Raw genomic sequence first — 17,474 nt, 5'->3', positions numbered from 1 at the left:
ATTAAAACCCCTGAGCACTTGCTGAAACCAGCGCGGATTCTTCGGCGCGATCGCGGATAATATCTGCGGTCAGTTTGCCGCCGGACATCACCAGAATACGATCGGATATCGCCATAATTTCTTTGAGATCGGAAGTGGAGAAAACCACCGCAATACCTTGTTGAGAAAGTTTTACCATCATGCGAAAAACATCGGCTTTGGCACCAATATCAATACCGCGGGTTGGCTCATCGAGAAAGAGCACCTTAGGATTGGTGAGCAAAGAGCGACCGATGACGACTTTCTGTTGGTTACCGCCACTCAGGGCCTGAATTTCAACATCAGGTGAAGAAACTTTAATGGAGAGATTACCGATGGTGCTGGAGATAACCGCCTGTTCTTCACTGTTTGCGATAGTCAATCCGCGTTTCAGACGTCGCCAGAGACTGGCAATGGTCAAATTGTTGGCGACGGAAGAAATGGGGAAAATACCGGTACGTTTACGATCCTCTGGCACCAGACTCATCCCCATACGGATACGTTCAGCAGGTGTTAAACGCTGCGGCACCGGTTTACTGTCCAGCCACAGTTTTCCCAGGTAGTTGCGTTCAGTCCCTAGCATGCATTCAAATAGCTCTGTGCGCCCTGCACCCATCAGACCATAAATACCGACAATCTCCCCGGCATGTACTTTAAAGCTCACATCATTAACCACCGTATTTCCGGCGGCGTTAACATTGGTAATATTTTCTGCTTCCAGAACTGGTGCACCAAAGGTACGTCCTGGACTGAGAAAATCGGTCACGGGTTCACTACCAAGCATTTCCCGGACAATCCAGGGAACATCGATATCGGCCACTTTGGCTTCAGACTGAAATTTACCGTCACGCAGAATCGTGATGACATCACCTATTGCCATCAACTCTTCCAGACGGTGCGAAATATAAATAATCGATACCCCCTGGCGAGTCAGTTCACGAATAACGCGAAACAGGATCTCGACCTCTGTTTTACTCAGGGCAGAAGTCGGTTCATCCAGAATGAGGATATCGGCATTATCTGCCAGGGCTTTGGCTATCTCTATCAGCTGTTGTTGGCCTACTTTGAGATTCCCTACCAGCTCCCGAGGTGACAGAGGTTGATCAAGACGTTTCAGTAATTCAGTCGCACGTCTTTCTTGCTCAGCTTGATTAATGGGGGCGATCCCCCTTTGTAGCTCACGCCCCAGAAAAATATTCTCAGCAATGCTCAGGTTTTCAAACAGGTTTAGCTCCTGATGCACCATGCCGACACCATGAGCGCTTGCTTCACGAGTGCTGGAAAAATGCACCGGTTTACCATTCAACAGAATTTCTCCCACGCTGGGTTGTTGAACACCAGCAAGGATTTTCATTAACGTTGATTTACCTGCGCCATTTTCCCCGATGATGACGTTGACCTTACCGCGCCAGACGTTGTAGTCGACGTTGTCCAGAGCGACGGTACCGGGGAATAACATTGAAATACCGCGGGTACGCAGAATAATGTCATCAGTCGCTAAGTTACTCACGGTTGTGTCTCCTGTTTCAGTTCCAGCGCCGCCGCGTTTTGCGCAGTACCATTATTTAATGTCACGGCAAAGCGAACGCTGACAGGTTTACCCACCCAACTGGCATCTATTTTTGGTAGCTGTTTTACCGCTTCGCGGTTATAGACGCGGGAAAGCTGAGCAAACTGCACCTGGTTGGTAAAATCTTCAAATACAAAGCCTGTTGCGTCACGAATTGCATTGCCCTTGATAACTGGGCCAACTTGAATAACCAGCGGTTTACCATTGATGCTGACGGTGAATTTTTGTTCACGTTCGTCACTGGTATTAACCTCTGTAACAGGTGTTTCCAGATGAACAAAATAACTTTCTGGTTTCTCTCCAGATGCGGTTAACTTGCTTTCCAGCGAACTGGCATCAAGAGCATGCTGGTTCGCGGCATCGATAACACGGGATTGCCAGGTTTGTTGCGCTATCTGCTGTGGAGTCAGATTATCGAAGCTATGCTTCGCATTGGGGTCGGCAGGCAGAACAGGTTTGCCGTTTTCATCCAGATCTACCACTGTGCAGGCTGTTAGCAACAGGACGGTACAACTTATCAATGCACCGCCCCATTGTTTTAAGAACATAAAAAATCCTCCGCCTTACTTACTTGCTAAGGTTAAACATGCTGAGTTTGTGGGCGTTGGAGTCATCGATCAGGACGCAATCCATCAACTGTTTTTCAGTCTTCTGTGGTTTACCGTTTTTCAGATAATAGTCAGCCTGCTCAACAGCCATTTGTGCCTGTTCCCAGCCTGGTTGCAGTACGGTGGCTTTGATATTGCCTTTATTAATAATGGAGTCGCGGGTGTAGTCACTGCCATCAAAACCCACCACGATGACATCATTTCTACCTGCGGCTTTCAGTGCTGCTTCTGCACCTAATGCCATGGTGTCATTACCGGAGATAACGCCGACGATATCCGGGTTAGTTTGTAGAATGGCTTCCATACGGTTGAACGCTTCGGTTTGGCTCCAGTTAGCGGTTTGCTGTGCCACCATAGTCATATCGGTATAGTCGTCCAGGACATCGTGATAACCCTGGGAACGAACGCCGGCGTTGGTATCTGACTGACGGCCCAGCAATTCAACATACTTGCCTTTACCGTTCAGCAGTTTGGCGAACTTCTCGGCACCGAGTTGTGCGCCTTGATAGTTGTTGGAGACGATTTGTGCTACAGCAACACCCGTTTTATTGATTTCGCGATCGATCAGGAAAGCAGGAACCCCCGCTGCTTTTGCCTTTTCGAGTGGACCAACGGTGGCATCAGCACCGGCGTTATCCAGAATGATGGCTTTTGCTTTACGGGCGATAGCGGTCTCAATGAGTTGGTTCTGTTTATTAACATCGTCATCATGAGAAGCAACCAGTGTGGTGTAGCCAAGTTCTTTTGCTTTGGCTGCAGCACCGTCAGCTTCTGCTTTAAAGAATGGATTATCATGGGATGGAGTAATGATAACGATCAGGCCGTTGTCGGCAGCGTAGAGTGATCCGGAAGTGGCAATCATTGAAGCGAACAGTACGGATTTAGCAAAGGTAAATTTCATTTTTTTTCTCCATATTGAATATTTATTCAAAAATGATTTATTATTCCATTTAACGATAAAGCTGAGTTGGGGGACTGTCTATAGTTCGCGCAGGTAATTTTTTAAAAGGAGAAAAGGATCACGCTTCATGAAGTAAAAACAGACGATGATTCGGGCATCAGGCAAGTATTAACTCACGCCTTAAACGTAGATCATTATTTATTTTTATATATATTTATCAATTGGTTATGTGGTTTTTGTTATCGTGAATTGAGATAATGTCACTCAGAAAAGAGATCCAATTCATACTCTGGATATCTCTACTATTTGAGAAAATTTGCGGTGAAAGATGAGAGATATTTTAAGTGGTTGATATTCCTGATATCGGATGGTTGTTTACGAGGGTGTTATTTTCCGCTTTAAGCCGATTTTTATGTCACTAATTTATATTATTGCCTCTAACATCATGAAATAAATGTATTTATTTGCAAATTAATAATGTGATCCCCACAAAGGCAGTAAAATCTGGTAAACTAATAGCCAATTTTCTGCCCAAATATTGATTTCTGCCGCAGCTTAAGCGATGGCGGCATGCCGTCTAATGTTGGGTCATAAACTATCGGAATAGTCGCCATTTGCGACTATTCGAAGTGATTTTCTGGATAAACTTGGAGGTTCTCATGGCTGTCGCTGCCAACAAACGTTCGGTAATGACACTGTTTTCCGGTCCGACTGATATCTATAGCCATCAGGTACGTATTGTCTTGGCTGAAAAAGGTGTTAGCGTTGAAATTGAGCATGTGGAAGCGGATAACCTGCCTCAGGATCTTATTGATCTTAACCCGAATCATAGCGTACCGACCTTAGTCGATCGTGAACTGACGTTGTGGGAGTCTCGTATCATCATGGAATATCTTGATGAGCGTTTCCCGCATCCTCCTCTGATGCCAGTTTACCCGGTTGCTCGCGGTGAGAGCCGTCTGTATATGCACCGTATTGAGAAAGACTGGTATACGTTGATGAATGTCGTCATGAACGGTTCCGCTCATGAAGCTGATGCTGCTCGTAAGCAGCTGCGCGAAGAGCTGCTGGCTATTGCTCCGGTATTTACTCAGAAGCCATTCTTTCTGAGTGATGAATTCAGCCTGGTTGACTGCTATCTTGCTCCATTACTCTGGCGTTTACCGCAAATGGGCATCGAACTGACGGGTGTGGGTTCGAAAGAGATGAAAGGTTATATGACACGCGTATTTGAACGTGATTCGTTCCTGGCTTCATTGACTGAGCCAGAGCGTGAAATGCGTTTGCAAACGCGAGGCTAATTGATGGAAATATCGGAACTGTCTCCGCGTCGCCCCTATTTATTAAGGGCCTTTTATGAATGGTTACTCGATAACGATTTAACGCCACACGTTGTTGTGGATATTTCGTTACCTGATGTGCAGGTTCCACTGGAATATGCGCGTGACGGGCAAATTGTTCTTAATATCGCGCCTCGTGCAGTGGGCAATCTTCAGTTAACCAACGATTCGGTAAGTTTTAGCGCGCGTTTTGGCGGTGTTCCACGTCAGGTCTACGTGCCTATGGCAGCGGTTCTTGCCATTTATGCCCGTGAAAACGGCGCAGGAACCATGTTTGAGCCGGAAGCCGGTTACGAAGAAGATGCCGAAAGTCATAATGATGACGACGAGTCAACTTCTGAACCGCTGATGCAGGTGATTGACGGTGCTCGTGATGACCAGGACGATTCAGATAATAATCCTGATGACGAGCCGCCGCCACGAGGTGGTCGTCCGTCACTGCGAGTAGTAAAGTAACTGTCCTGTAAAGTCAGGTCGTTTACGGTTTATCAAGGCCTGAGTTCGGTTAACGGATTCAGGTCTTTTTGTTGTACGTCTTGATGGATTTTCTCACAATCTTTTTGGGAAAATATTCTGATTATTTAAGAGCTGCTAATTACATACTGTCACTCTCTGAATTCAATATCATATTGTTTGATAACATAGTCTGTTCTGAATTCAAAATCGATGAAGTTAAAAATATTGCTCTTATTAATGTCTTCTTTGTATTTTAAAAAATATGTTCAAATGATTTACGCACCGTTTTTCAGATCAATATTCTTTAATATGTGGTATATTTTTTATCAGAATTTGATCTGTTTTCAGAGACAGATGAAAGTGTTGCCGGGATGCCTGAAGATAGAGAATGGGTTATATATAAAAATATCCCACGAACATAACGAAAGAAAAATATATGTCATCTGTATCGATAAAGCGAGAGTTATACTCTGCTTGCCATCATTTTCAGAAATAGTATTCAATTCGTAGTGTGGAATTAAATATTATCATTATGTCTCGCATTTTCCATTTTGGATGTAAATACTCGTTTTTTAAGAATGAAATGGCCTGATAATCAGGTTATCAGGCCATTTTTACTTACACTTCCAGGTAGTTCATAATGCCGTCAGCGGCTTTACGACCTTCAGCGATGGCCGTTACCACCAAGTCGGAACCACGAACCACATCGCCACCGGCAAAGATTTTCGGGTTACTGGTCTGGAAGGCATTTTCACTGCCTTCAGGAGCCAGAACGCGTCCCTGACTATCCAGGTTAACATTGTGCTTCTCAAGCCATGCCATGCTGTGTGGACGGAAACCAAAGGCCGTCACCACCGCATCAGCAGGCAGGATATGCTCTGAACCGGCAACGATTTCCGGACGGCGACGGCCCTGCGCATCAGGAGCACTGAGTTCAGTCCGGGCAACTCTCACCCCACAGACGTTACCATTGCCATTAATCTCAATGCCAACTGGCTGCAGGTTGAACTGAAACTCAACGCCTTCTTCGCGTGCATTTTTCACTTCACGACGTGAGCCCGGCATGTTTTCTTCATCACGACGATAGGCACAGGTCACATGCGTTGCTCCCTGACGAATTGAGGTACGCACGCAGTCCATCGCAGTATCACCGCCACCCAGAACCACGACACGCTTACCAGCCATATCTACATAAGGGGACTCGGCTGTTTCACCAAAGCCCATAATATTGCGGGTATTGGCAATCAGGAACGGCAGCGCATCATAAACGCCTGGTGCATCTTCGTTTTCCAGCCCGCCACGCATCGACTGGTAGGTGCCGACACCGAGGAAGACTGCATCAAAGTCACTGAGCAGCGTTTCTATCTGAACATCACGTCCGACTTCTGTATTGAGCACAAACTCGATGCCCATACCGCTGAAGATTTCACGACGTTTGCTCATCACATCTTTTTCCAGCTTGAAAGCCGGGATACCGAAGGTTAACAGGCCACCGATTTCTGGATGACGGTCATAAACCACAGCTTTAACACCGCCACGGGCCAGGACATCGGCACAAGCCAGACCAGCAGGGCCGGCACCAATAATCGCGACACGTTTGCCTGTTGGCTTAACGCCTGTTAAGTCAGGTTTCCAGCCCATCTCAATCGCTTTATCGTTGATATAGCGTTCGATATTACCGATGGTAACGGCGCCAAACTCATCATTCAGGGTACAAGAACCTTCACACAGACGATCCTGCGGGCAAACACGCCCGCAGACTTCTGGCAGACTGTTGGTCTGGTGTGATAATTCCGCAGCTTCGATAATGCGCCCTTCATTCGCAAGCTTTAACCAGTTTGGAATATAGTTATGAACCGGGCATTTCCATTCGCAGTAAGGGTTGCCGCAGGACAGGCAGCGATCTGCCTGTGCTTTAGCCTGACCTTCTGAGAAAGGTTCATAAATTTCAACAAACTCAATCTTACGGATTTTTAACGCTTTCTTCGGCGGATCAACACGCTGCAAGTCGATAAATTGATAAACGTTCTGACTCATCTTGACCCCTTACTGCGCCTGCACCCGCAGCTCAGCTGCGGAACGACTACGGTGACCTAACAATGCTTTAACATCACTAGACTTCGGTTTAACTAAGGCAAATTTCGCTGCAAACACTGGCCAGTTAGCCAGAATTTCTTCGCCGCGTAAGGAGCCCGTTAACTGTACGTGTTCGGTAATCAGACCACGTAAATGTTCTTCATGAATTGCCAGATCTTCTACCTGCAACAGCTCAACCAGTTCTGGGTTAACGCGCTTACGGAACTCACCGTCTTCATCCAGTACATAGGCGAAACCACCGGTCATACCTGCTCCGAAGTTCACGCCAGTCTGACCAAGAACGCAGACAATACCACCTGTCATATACTCACAGCCGTTATCGCCAATACCTTCTACCACTGTGATAGCGCCTGAGTTACGTACCGCAAAACGCTCGCCCGCACGACCTGCTGCAAACAATTTACCGCCAGTTGCACCGTACAGACAAGTGTTGCCAATGATTGTCGCTTCATGTGCACGGAAGGCAGATCCTACCGGTGGACGCAGCGAGAGTAAGCCGCCTGCCATCCCCTTGCCGACATAGTCATTCGCATCGCCGGTCAGGTGCAGTTCAACACCACCTGCGTTCCAGACGCCGAAGCTCTGGCCTGCGGTACCGTTAAAGTGCGCTTTAATCGGATCGGCCGCGAGACCCTGGTCACCGTTAGTCTGGGCAATATAGCCAGACAGGGATGCACCCACAGAGCGGTCGGTATTACGAATATCAAACCAGAAGGTTTTGCTTTGTTTCTCATCGACATACTGCTTAGCCTGGCTTAACAGCCGCTGGTTAAGCTCCCCGTTATCAAACGGTGGGTTATGTTCGGTGCAATACACTGCTTTGCCTGGCGCTGGAGTCGCGGTTTTCAGCAGGTCAGAGAGATCCAGACGCTGTTGTTTCGCCGTAAAACCTTCCAGTTCTTTTAACAGATCGGTACGACCGATTAAGTCAACCAGGCGTTTAACACCCAACTGTGCCATCAACTCACGGGTTTCACGGGCGATAAATTCAAAGTAATTGGTCACTTTGAACGGCAGACCGTGATAGTGGTTCTTACGCAGTTTATCGTCCTGAGTTGCCACACCAGTTGCACAGTTATTGAGGTGACAAATTCGCAGATATTTACAACCCAGAGCCACCATCGGACCGGTACCAAAACCGAAACTTTCAGCGCCGAGAATAGCGGCTTTGATGATATCGAGCCCGGTTTTCAGACCGCCATCCACTTGCAGGCGAATCTTGTGACGCAGACCGTTTGCCACCAGAGCTTGTTGCGTTTCGACCAGACCCAGTTCCCACGGACAGCCTGCATATTTCACAGAAGAAAGCGGGCTGGCGCCGGTACCACCGTCATAACCGGCGATGGTTATTAGGTCAGCATAGGCTTTGGCGACACCTGTTGCGATAGTACCCACACCCGGCTCAGAGACCAGTTTGACTGAGATCATCGCTTTTGGATTGACTTGTTTAAGGTCAAAAATCAGCTGTGCTAAGTCTTCAATCGAATAAATGTCATGATGCGGTGGTGGCGAAATTAAGGTTACCCCTGGTACTGAGTAGCGTAATTTAGCGATGTAAGGGGTGACTTTGTCCCCTGGTAACTGGCCACCTTCGCCGGGTTTCGCACCCTGGGCGACTTTGATCTGAATAACATCGGCATTCACCAGATAAGCTGGTGTGACACCGAAACGACCGGAAGCAACCTGTTTGATACGGGACACTTTATTGGTGCCGTAACGCGCGGGATCTTCACCGCCTTCACCGGAGTTAGAATTACCGCCAATACTGTTCATCGCTTCAGCCAGAGATTCATGCGCTTCCGGGCTCAGAGCACCGATTGACATGGCTGCGCTGTCAAAACGTTTAAACAGTTCACTCGCGGGTTCAACTTCATCGATTGATACCGGGGTATCCTGAGGATTAAGAGCAAACATATCGCGCAGGGTGGCGACAGGGCGCTCATTAACTAACTTGGAATATGCCTGGTAGTCATTATAGTCGGCTGTTTGTACCGCTTTTTGCAGTGTTTGTACGACATCCGGGTTATAAGCGTGATATTCACCGCCGTGGACATATTTCAGCAGTCCACCTTGGTCCAGCGGCTTACGAGCCAGCCAGGCACGCTTGGACAGATTCAGTAAATCTTGCTGGAAGTCAGTGAAGCTGGCTCCACCGATACGGCTCACTACACCCTGGAAGCATAGATCAACCACGTCATCATGCAGGCCGACGGCTTCAAACAGTTTAGAGCAGCGATAGGAGGCGATAGTCGATATGCCCATTTTGGACATTATCTTATACAGCCCTTTATTAATACCGTTGCGGTAGTTTTGCATCACGACACGATAGCTTTTCTCGATAGTACCGGTATCAACCAGTCTGGCCAGTGATTCATAGGCCAGATACGGATAAATTGCGGTAGCACCAAAACCAAGCAGCACGGCGAAATGGTGCGGGTCACGGGCACTGGCGGTTTCGACGATAATGTTCGCATCACAACGCAGGCTACGTTCTACCAGACGTGTCTGGATAGCACCGACCGCCATCGGCGCCGGAACCGGGAGTCTGTTTTTTGCGATATTGCGGTCAGATAGCACCAGTAATACAGTGCCACTGCGCACCATACGTTCGGCTTCATCACACAGTTCTTTTACCGTTTCATGCAGCGATTGCTCATCTGCGTTATAGGTAATATCCAGCGTGTTGGCCTGATAGTATTGTTCTTCTAAAGAGGTCAGCTGTTGGAAATCAGACCACAGTAAAATCGGTGATTTGAAGCTCAGACGATGAGCCTGACCTTCGGCTTCGCAAAATACGTTCATCTCACGGCCGATACTGGTAGCCAGTGACATCACGTGAGCTTCACGCAGCGGATCGATTGGCGGGTTAGTTACCTGCGCAAACTGCTGGCGGAAATAATCATAAATAATACGCGGCTGACTGGAGAGGACCGCAAATGGCGTATCGTCACCCATTGAGCCGACGGCTTCCTGACCATTTTCACCCAGTACGCGGATGATGGTATCCAGCTCTTCGTTGCTGTAGTTAAACTGTTTTTGATAACTGGCAAGGGTGTCATCGTCCAGAGAACGTGAACCCACCTGGTCATCAGGTAAGTCTTCCATTGCTATCAGACGACGAACGTTTTTCTCCATCCATGTCTGGTAAGGGTGGCGGCTTTTTAAATCGTTATCGGTTTCGCCTGAATGGAGAATACGACCGGCGCGGGTATCAATCACCATCAGTTCGCCAGGACCGACGCGCCCTTTTTCAACCACTTCATCAGGCTGGTAGTCCCAGATACCGACTTCGGAAGCACAGGTGATCAGTTTGTCTTTAGTAATCACGTAACGTGCCGGGCGCAGGCCGTTTCTGTCCAGGTTACAGGCAGCAAAGCGGCCATCAGACATAACGATACCTGCCGGGCCATCCCAGGGCTCCATGTGCATGGAGTTAAAGTCGAAGAAGGCACGCAGTTCCGGATCCATGTTCGGGTTATTCTGCCAGGCTGGCGGAACCAGTAAACGCATCGCGCGTACGATATCCATTCCGCCTGCCAGCAGCAATTCCAGCATATTATCCAGTGAGCTGGAGTCTGAACCGGTTTCATTGACGAAAGGCGCGGCTGACTGCAAATCAGGGATCAGTGGTGTCTGGAACTTATAAGTACGAGCTTTAGCCCACTGACGGTTACCGGTAATGGTGTTGATTTCACCATTATGTGCCAGATAGCGGAAAGGCTGTGCTAATGGCCAGCGTGGTACGGTATTAGTCGAGAAACGCTGGTGGAACAGACAAATCGCTGACTCCAGGCGTAAATCGGCAAGATCCAGGTAGAAACGCGGCAGGTCAGCCGGCATACACAGACCTTTATAAATATTAACGACGTTGGACAGACTACAGACATAAAAGTCTTTATCCGCCAGCAGACGTTTTTCGATACGGCGACGTGCTATAAACAGGCGACGTTCCATATCACGCGGGCTCCAGCCAGCGGGTGCGTTAACAAAAATCTGTTCAATACGCGGCAGAGAGGAGAGGGCTATTTCACCTAGCACACCTTCATTGGTCGGCACTTCGCGCCAGCCAACAATAGACAGGGTTTCGTTTTGAAGTTCTTCTTCAACCACCCGACGTGCCGCACTGGCGAGTTCAGGATCCTGGTTTAAGAAAAGCATGCCAACGGCGTAATTTTTTGCTAAACGCCAGCCGGATTCTTCGGCAACAATACGGAAGAAACGGTCCGGTTTTTGCAGCAACAGACCACAACCATCACCAGTTTTACCATCGGCAAGGATTGCCCCACGGTGTTGCATGCGTGCGAGTGCGTGAATCGCAGTACGCACTACTTTATGGCTTGGCTCGCCTTCTATATGGGCAATCAGACCGAAACCACAGTTATCCTTCTCAAGGGATTTGTCGTACAACATAATCAGTGAACCTCCCCAGGCTCTGCGTGACTCCTCTGTCCGGTTATACGTAGGCACAGTTAGGGTGCGGCAACGGGATGAGTGCATATGGCACCTGCCCGTGTGTCGCCTTCTTGTAGCCGACGTATCCGGTTTCGCAAGGGTTGAACTTGCTAACGAGGGAATCTCAATTACTGCATAAATATGATGAGTGAAACACTCATCCAGAAAGCTTCCAGCGGATAACCACGTTATCGGGAAAGCGCATACACGTCAAATAGCATTGCTTTGTCAGGGGAATAGAATGCTTGCTATTTAATGTGTTTTAAATCAATTGCTTATATATTTTATTGCTAGCGCAGGGTTAAGTGAATGCTTTGTTTTTTGTGATCTTACTCACTGTTTGTGAGCGTTTTTAATTTAACATTCCTCTAATATATTTGATATTTTTAGGATTAAAAACTATGTGCAATGTCAATTGTGAAGTAATTAGCTGTTTTTTAGGATTTTATAACATTTTACAAAGTTAAATGGTGAGATATAAGAAAAAGCTATTACTGAGGACAGACTAAATCTGCAGTTTATGTGCATTAATATGCAAAAGGTATAGCTCCGCCGTGACTGTTGATCTGTGTCATCGTCAAAGTTATGTAGAAATGGCAGTATAATTCCCCATTTATTATGGGGATGTACCAGATTATTCTATTCACTAAATTAGTCAATAGATTTATTGGGTATTCTATCTGTCTTTTTACAGCGCAATAACGGTATGTGAGCAGAAGAAAGAGACAAGAATCATTCCAGGCTTTAAGTCTGGGCTGTTGCTCATTTTGCGGTATATTTAATGTCTCTGTGGTAAAGGAAATCACCAATGAAACAACTCCGAAGATTAGCGCAGTATTACGTCGATTTAATGGTCAAGCTCGGTCTGGTACGTTTTTCTCTGCTGCTAGCCTCGGCCTTGGTGGTGACAGCCATGGTCGTACAAATGGCGGTGACTCTGTTGATGAGCGGGCGGGTTGAGAGTATTGATGTTGTACGCTCTATTTTCTTTGGTTTGCTGATTACGCCTTGGGCGGTTTATTTTTTATCGATAGTCGTCGAACAACTTGAAGAGTCCAGGCAGCGATTATCGAAAATGGTCGATAAGTTAGAAGAGATGCGCGAGCGAGACCTGAGCCTTAATGTACAACTGAAAGATAATATTAATCAGCTGAATTTGGAAATTGCTGAGCGTGTTAAAGCAGAGACCGAGCGTCATAACATGCTGGAACAGCTTAAAGTTGAAATGCAGGAACGTGAAGTGACGCAAATCAGACTTGAGCAACAATCCTCTTTTTTACGATCCTTCCTTGATGCTTCGCCAGACTTAGTTTTTTATCGTAATGAAGACAAAGAGTTTTCAGGCTGCAACCGGGCAATGGAGCTACTGACGGGGAAAAGTGAAAAGCAGCTTATTCAACTGAAACCTCAGGATGTCTATTCTGCCGATGCAGCATTAAAGGTGAACGAGACGGATGAGAAAGTCTTTCGTCATAACGTTTCTCTGACCTACGAACAGTGGCTTGAATACCCGGATGGACGTAAAGCCTGTTTTGAGATCCGTAAAGTGCCCTACTATGACCGTGTGGGGAAACGTCATGGTTTAATGGGCTTTGGACGTGATATTACCGAACGTAAGCGCTATCAGGAGGCTCTGGAGCGGGCCAGCCGGGATAAAACCACCTTTATTTCCACTATCAGTCATGAACTCCGTACCCCACTTAACGGTATTGTTGGCCTGAGCCGTATTCTGCTTGATACTGAATTGACGGATGAACAAACTAACTATCTGAAAACTATCCATGTTTCAGCAATTACGTTGGGTAATATTTTTAACGATATTATTGATATGGATAAGCTTGAACGTCATAAAGTTCAGCTTGATAACCAGCCAATAGATTTCACCAGTTTCTTGGCTGAACTCGAAAATCTCTCCGGGCTACAGGCGCAACAGAAAGGACTGACTTTTGTGATGGAGCCGCTGCTTCCCGTGCCCCACAAGGTGGTCACTGACGGAACTCGACTGCGTCAAATCTTATGGAACCTTATTAGTAATGCGGTGAAATTTACTTCTAAGGGGGGACAGGTTACGGTGCGTATTCGCTATGAAGAAAACCAGAGCCTGTGTTTTGAAGTTCAGGATTCAGGTATTGGTATCCCTCGGGACGAGCAAGATAAAATTTTTGCTATGTATTACCAGGTCAAAGATAAGCATGGCGGTAAACCGGCAACCGGTACTGGTATTGGACTTGCGGTATCACGCCGTCTGGCAAAAAGTATGGGGGGCGATATTACCGTGAGCAGCACTCCAGGTGAGGGGGCCGTATTTATGCTGAAAGTCCATGCACCGAGTGTTGCTGAAGAAGTTGAAGATACCCTGGATGATGATATGCCGTTGCCAGCTTTACATGTTTTGCTGGTAGAAGACATTGAGTTAAATGTCGTGGTTGCCCGCTCAGTACTGGAAAAACTGGGCAACAGCGTTGATATTGCCATGACCGGAAAAGAAGCGCTAGAGATGTTTGTTCCTGGTGAATACGACTTGATACTGCTGGATATTCAGCTACCAGATATGACCGGTATGGATATCTCGCGCGCACTTAATCAGCGTTTTGATAAAGCGTCACTCCCACCGCTGGTGGCATTAACGGCGAATGTGTTAAAGAATAAAAAAGAATATCTCGACGCCGGTATGGATGATGTACTGAGTAAACCGCTGGCAGTGCCCGCATTAATGTCGATTATTCGAAAATACTGGGATGCGCAGGATACTGAAGGCACTCTGGCACCGGTGAATACCGTTGCTGAAACAGAGAAGGCTTTACTCGATATTCCAATGCTTGAACAATATATTGACCTGGTAGGGGCGAAGATAATTATCGACGGGCTCCAGATGTTTGAAAAAATGATGCCTGGATACTTGGATGTGCTCGACTCTAATATGACTGCCAGAGATGATAAAGGTATTGTTGAGGAAGGACATAAAATCAAAGGTGCAGCAGGCTCGGTAGGTTTGCGTCATTTACAGCAAATAGCCCAGCAAATTCAATCACCAGACTTACCCGCATGGTCTGATAATGTCGGTGAATGGATAGAGCAGTTAAGACATGAATGGCAGCATGATGTGGATGTCTTAAAAGCCTGGGTTGCTGAGGCTGGAAAAAAATGACCCCGGCGAAGCCGGGGTGCGCGAATACGGCGCCAACACCAGGGAAAATGACGTTGTACTTTGATTTGTTGCTTGATTTGTGTAGTACAACCATTAATCGAATCCTTGTCGCACTATACCCGTCATACTTCAAGTTGCCTGGGTGTTACCTGCGTCCAGTCCGCTGAATGACATAGTTTATCTATGCTCATCGACGGGCTGAACTGGGAGTCTACAAGCAACTTGAATTATTTTGGCTATATACAAGATAGCAAAGATTTGAAATGTTGTTATATAAAGCCGAAAAATGCGTTAATTATTGTTAATAAATTATTCCAGTAAGCTTGTATGGGAAGGAACAGATGAAAAAAATTGGCGTAGTGTTGAGTGGTTGTGGTGTTTACGATGGCAGTGAAATTCATGAAGCAGTATTAACGCTGCTGGCGCTCGCCGAATCAGAAGTTGAAGCCGTTTGTTTCGCACCAGATAAAACCCAGTCTGAGGTGATTGATCATCTGACGGGAGATAAGGTTGAGCAACAACGCTCGATACTGCAGGAAGCAGCACGTATTACCCGAGGAAATATTCGGCCTTTACATGAAGCAAACGCTGAAGATCTTGACGGATTAATCGTCCCCGGCGGTTTTGGCGCCGCAAAAAATTTAAGTACTTTTGCGACCGAAGGAATCGATTGTACGGTAGATGATGACTTTACCAGGCTGGTACGTGACTGCCATGCTCAAGGGAAACCCTTGGGTTTTATGTGCATTGCTCCCGTTATGTTACCTAAAATTCTTGAGATCCCGCTACGTATCACCATCGGAACAGACATCGATACCGCAGAAATGCTGGAAGATATGGGGGCTGAGCACGTGCCTTGTCCGGTAGACGATATTGTGGTCGATGAAGAGCACAAAGTGGTGACGACACCCGCTTATATGCTGGCAACGCGTATAAATGAGGCAGCAGCGGGTATCAATAAACTGGTCTCTCGTGTACTGGTACTGGCATGACAAAGCGGCGCTTTACTCTGTTTCATAGGCTAAAGCGCATTATTTTGCGTGCTGTTCTGGCTATTATCGGATTATGGTTAGCCGGAATAGTGCTGTTTAGTTTGATACCGGTTCCCTTTTCAGCCGTGATGGTTGACAGGCAAGTCAGTGCCTGGTTAGAGGGGGATTTTAGCTATCGGGCGCATTCTGACTGGGTCAGCATGGATGATATTTCTCCGTGGATGGGGCTGGCGGTCATTGCTGCCGAGGATCAAAAGTTTCCCGATCACTGGGGCATTGACGTTGGTGCTATCGAGAAAGCGCTGGCTTACAATGAACGTAACGAGAATCGTGTCCGCGGTGCCTCGACAATTTCACAGCAAACGGTGAAAAATCTTTTTTTGTGGGACGGACGTAGCTGGGTGCGTAAGGGGCTGGAAGCCGGATTAACCCTGGTGACGGAAGCGGTCTGGAGTAAAAAACGCATTTTAACCGTATATTTGAATATTGCTGAGTTTGGTGAGGGGATTTTTGGTGTTGAGGCTGCGGCCCGGCATTACTTTAAAAAATCGGCCAGACAGCTCACTCAGGCAGAGGCTGCGCTGTTAGCCGCGGTACTCCCTAATCCGATACGGTTTAAGGTGAATGCACCATCAGGCTATGTTATTCAGCGTCAGCGTTGGATTTTGCGCCAGATGCGCCAGTTGGGCGGTGAGTCATTTATGAAACAGCATAATCTGCAGTAAAAAGGGGAAAATGAAGACCTGATTAGTCTTCATCGAATCCTGCATTGAATAAGGCTATCACAGCGGCCAGCGCCTGCTCTTCCTGAGGTCCACTGACTTCGACTTCGATATGCCCCCCCTGTGAAGAATCAAGCATCAATAAGGCAATCACACTACTTGCTTCGGCTTCGGTACCCGCTTCATTACGAAGCAGCACTTCAGCATCGAAGCTCTGTACCAGCTCAAACAGTTTCATCGCCGGGCGGGCATGCATGCCCAGCTTGTTAGTGATTTCAACCGTTTGCTTTACTGTCATGATTTACGTTTTTCTAACGTTCTGTGGCGTGACTGGACATTTTTACCGCGTGAACGAAAATAATCTGCAAGTTGTTCTGCAATATAAACCGAACGGTGTTTACCCCCGGTACAACCAATAGCGACCGTCAGATAACTACGGTTATTAGTTTCCAGCATCGGTAGCCATAACTCCAGATAACTCCGGGTCTGGTAAATAAAGTTATGGACCTCAGTATGCCTGTCAAGAAAAGCGGCTACGGGACGATCGAGACCTGTCATTGGGCGCAATTTAGGATCCCAGTGAGGGTTTGGCAGAAACCGCACGTCAAAGACATAATCTGCATCTATCGGGATCCCATGCTTAAACCCGAACGACTCAAATACCATTGTCAGTTCACGTTCACGTTTGCCAAGCAGACGAGTACGGAGCATCTCGGCCAATTCATGTACTGACATTTCCGATGTGTCGATAATCAGGTCTGCACGGGACTTCAGAGGCTCAAGTAAATGGCTTTCTTCATCAATAGCACTTTCAAGCGAAAGATTCTTGCTGGATAAAGGATGCAGGCGACGTGTATCACTATAACGTCGAATCAGTGTATTACGATCGGCATCTAAAAAGAGCAGCTGCGGAGTAAAGTCATCCGGCAGATTATCCATAGCCTGCTCAAAAATTTCCGGTGATTCTGGCATATTACGCACGTCGATGCTGATTGCCGCTGAAATTTCACGGCCACTTAGCGTCTTTGCCAGTTCGGGTAGTAATACGACCGGCAGGTTATCCACGCAATAAAATCCCATATCCTCCAGTGCGCGCAGAGCTACAGATTTCCCCGACCCTGAAGTACCGCTAACGATCATCAGTACCATATGCTCACTCTCCAGATTTAG

At 47.2% G+C, this 17,474-nt stretch carries 12 protein-coding genes; 5 read left to right on the top strand and 7 right to left on the bottom strand.

The annotated features are described in order from the left end of the window. Nucleotide 1 precedes the first annotated feature (1 nt). The 3 genes from Q1A40_RS18575 to Q1A40_RS18565 are packed head-to-tail and all read right to left on the bottom strand — an operon-like array spanning nucleotide 2 to nucleotide 3,097. A complete protein-coding gene (locus tag Q1A40_RS18575) occupies nucleotides 2-1,528 on the bottom strand; it encodes a sugar ABC transporter ATP-binding protein (RefSeq protein ID WP_300003198.1) in 1,527 nt (508 codons plus the stop codon). Next, nucleotides 1,525-2,136, bottom strand: a complete 612-nt coding sequence (locus tag Q1A40_RS18570; RefSeq protein ID WP_300003195.1) for a DUF2291 family protein — start codon at nucleotides 2,134-2,136, stop codon at nucleotides 1,525-1,527. The genes Q1A40_RS18575 and Q1A40_RS18570 overlap by 4 nt, the downstream gene beginning before the upstream one ends. Nucleotides 2,137-2,155: 19 nt before the next feature. Continuing rightward, complete coding sequence (locus tag Q1A40_RS18565; protein WP_300003192.1) at nucleotides 2,156-3,097, bottom strand: D-ribose ABC transporter substrate-binding protein; 942 nt, start codon at nucleotides 3,095-3,097, stop codon at nucleotides 2,156-2,158. A gap of 659 nt (nucleotides 3,098-3,756) precedes the next feature. On the opposite strand from Q1A40_RS18565, the gene sspA reads away from it, so the two are divergent. Beyond that, the gene (gene sspA, locus Q1A40_RS18560; RefSeq protein WP_300003189.1) at nucleotides 3,757-4,398 is read left to right on the top strand and encodes a stringent starvation protein SspA; all 642 of its coding nucleotides are present in this window, start codon (nucleotides 3,757-3,759) and stop codon (nucleotides 4,396-4,398) included. Between the two features lie 3 nt (nucleotides 4,399-4,401). Then, nucleotides 4,402-4,893: a ClpXP protease specificity-enhancing factor gene (gene sspB / locus Q1A40_RS18555; RefSeq protein WP_300003186.1), complete on the top strand. Its 492-nt coding sequence runs from the start codon at nucleotides 4,402-4,404 to the stop codon at nucleotides 4,891-4,893. 618 nt (nucleotides 4,894-5,511) lie between these two features. Here sspB and Q1A40_RS18550 read toward each other — a convergent pair. Together Q1A40_RS18550 and gltB are read right to left on the bottom strand one after the other, a co-directional pair. After that, entirely contained in the window at nucleotides 5,512-6,930 is a 1,419-nt protein-coding gene (locus tag Q1A40_RS18550; protein WP_300003183.1) for a glutamate synthase small subunit, read from the bottom strand. Nucleotides 6,931-6,939: 9 nt separating this feature from the next. Beyond that, nucleotides 6,940-11,400, bottom strand: coding sequence for a glutamate synthase large subunit (gene gltB, locus Q1A40_RS18545; RefSeq protein ID WP_300003180.1), 4,461 nt, complete (start codon nucleotides 11,398-11,400; stop codon nucleotides 6,940-6,942). An 850-nt stretch (nucleotides 11,401-12,250) separates the two neighbouring features. On the opposite strand from gltB, the gene arcB reads away from it, so the two are divergent. The 3 genes from arcB (at nucleotide 12,251) to mtgA (ending at nucleotide 16,307) form a co-directional block, all read left to right on the top strand. Beyond that, nucleotides 12,251-14,590: an aerobic respiration two-component sensor histidine kinase ArcB gene (gene arcB, locus Q1A40_RS18540; RefSeq protein WP_300003177.1), complete on the top strand. Its 2,340-nt coding sequence runs from the start codon at nucleotides 12,251-12,253 to the stop codon at nucleotides 14,588-14,590. Nucleotides 14,591-14,931: 341 nt separating this feature from the next. Then, the gene (elbB, locus tag Q1A40_RS18535; protein WP_300003174.1) at nucleotides 14,932-15,582 is read left to right on the top strand and encodes an isoprenoid biosynthesis glyoxalase ElbB; all 651 of its coding nucleotides are present in this window, start codon (nucleotides 14,932-14,934) and stop codon (nucleotides 15,580-15,582) included. Further along, nucleotides 15,579-16,307 (top strand): monofunctional biosynthetic peptidoglycan transglycosylase, encoded by a 729-nt coding sequence (gene mtgA / locus Q1A40_RS18530; RefSeq protein WP_300003171.1) that lies wholly within the window; start codon nucleotides 15,579-15,581, stop codon nucleotides 16,305-16,307. The genes elbB and mtgA overlap by 4 nt, the downstream gene beginning before the upstream one ends. 22 nt (nucleotides 16,308-16,329) lie before the next feature. On the opposite strand, the gene npr is transcribed toward mtgA, so the two are convergent. After that, the gene (npr, locus tag Q1A40_RS18525) at nucleotides 16,330-16,602 is read right to left on the bottom strand and encodes a PTS phosphocarrier protein NPr (RefSeq protein WP_300003168.1); all 273 of its coding nucleotides are present in this window, start codon (nucleotides 16,600-16,602) and stop codon (nucleotides 16,330-16,332) included. Further along, a complete protein-coding gene (gene rapZ / locus Q1A40_RS18520) occupies nucleotides 16,599-17,453 on the bottom strand; it encodes an RNase adapter RapZ (protein ID WP_300003165.1) in 855 nt (284 codons plus the stop codon). The genes npr and rapZ overlap by 4 nt, the downstream gene beginning before the upstream one ends. Between the last annotated feature and the right edge of the window lie 21 nt (nucleotides 17,454-17,474).

The organism is uncultured Cedecea sp., assembly GCF_947498825.1.
Taxonomy (GTDB): Bacteria; Pseudomonadota; Gammaproteobacteria; order Enterobacterales; family Enterobacteriaceae; genus JGM124.
The sequence above is the reverse complement of the archived record's forward strand: the minus strand, read 5'-3'. Positions and strand labels throughout refer to the sequence as shown.

Excerpts from the sequence above, each read along its gene's own strand:
- Q1A40_RS18570 (WP_300003195.1), bottom strand. The coding sequence starts at position 2,136 with ATGTTCTTAAAACAATGGGGCGGTGCATTGATAAGTTGTACCGTCCTG.
- Q1A40_RS18565 (WP_300003192.1), bottom strand. The coding sequence starts at position 3,097 with ATGAAATTTACCTTTGCTAAATCCGTACTGTTCGCTTCAATGATTGCC.
- sspA (WP_300003189.1), top strand. The coding sequence starts at position 3,757 with ATGGCTGTCGCTGCCAACAAACGTTCGGTAATGACACTGTTTTCCGGT.
- sspB (WP_300003186.1), top strand. The coding sequence starts at position 4,402 with ATGGAAATATCGGAACTGTCTCCGCGTCGCCCCTATTTATTAAGGGCC.
- Q1A40_RS18550 (WP_300003183.1), bottom strand. The coding sequence starts at position 6,930 with ATGAGTCAGAACGTTTATCAATTTATCGACTTGCAGCGTGTTGATCCG.
- gltB (WP_300003180.1), bottom strand. The coding sequence starts at position 11,400 with ATGTTGTACGACAAATCCCTTGAGAAGGATAACTGTGGTTTCGGTCTG.
- arcB (WP_300003177.1), top strand. The coding sequence starts at position 12,251 with ATGAAACAACTCCGAAGATTAGCGCAGTATTACGTCGATTTAATGGTC.
- elbB (WP_300003174.1), top strand. The coding sequence starts at position 14,932 with ATGAAAAAAATTGGCGTAGTGTTGAGTGGTTGTGGTGTTTACGATGGC.
- mtgA (WP_300003171.1), top strand. The coding sequence starts at position 15,579 with ATGACAAAGCGGCGCTTTACTCTGTTTCATAGGCTAAAGCGCATTATT.
- npr (WP_300003168.1), bottom strand. The coding sequence starts at position 16,602 with ATGACAGTAAAGCAAACGGTTGAAATCACTAACAAGCTGGGCATGCAT.
- rapZ (WP_300003165.1), bottom strand. The coding sequence starts at position 17,453 with ATGGTACTGATGATCGTTAGCGGTACTTCAGGGTCGGGGAAATCTGTA.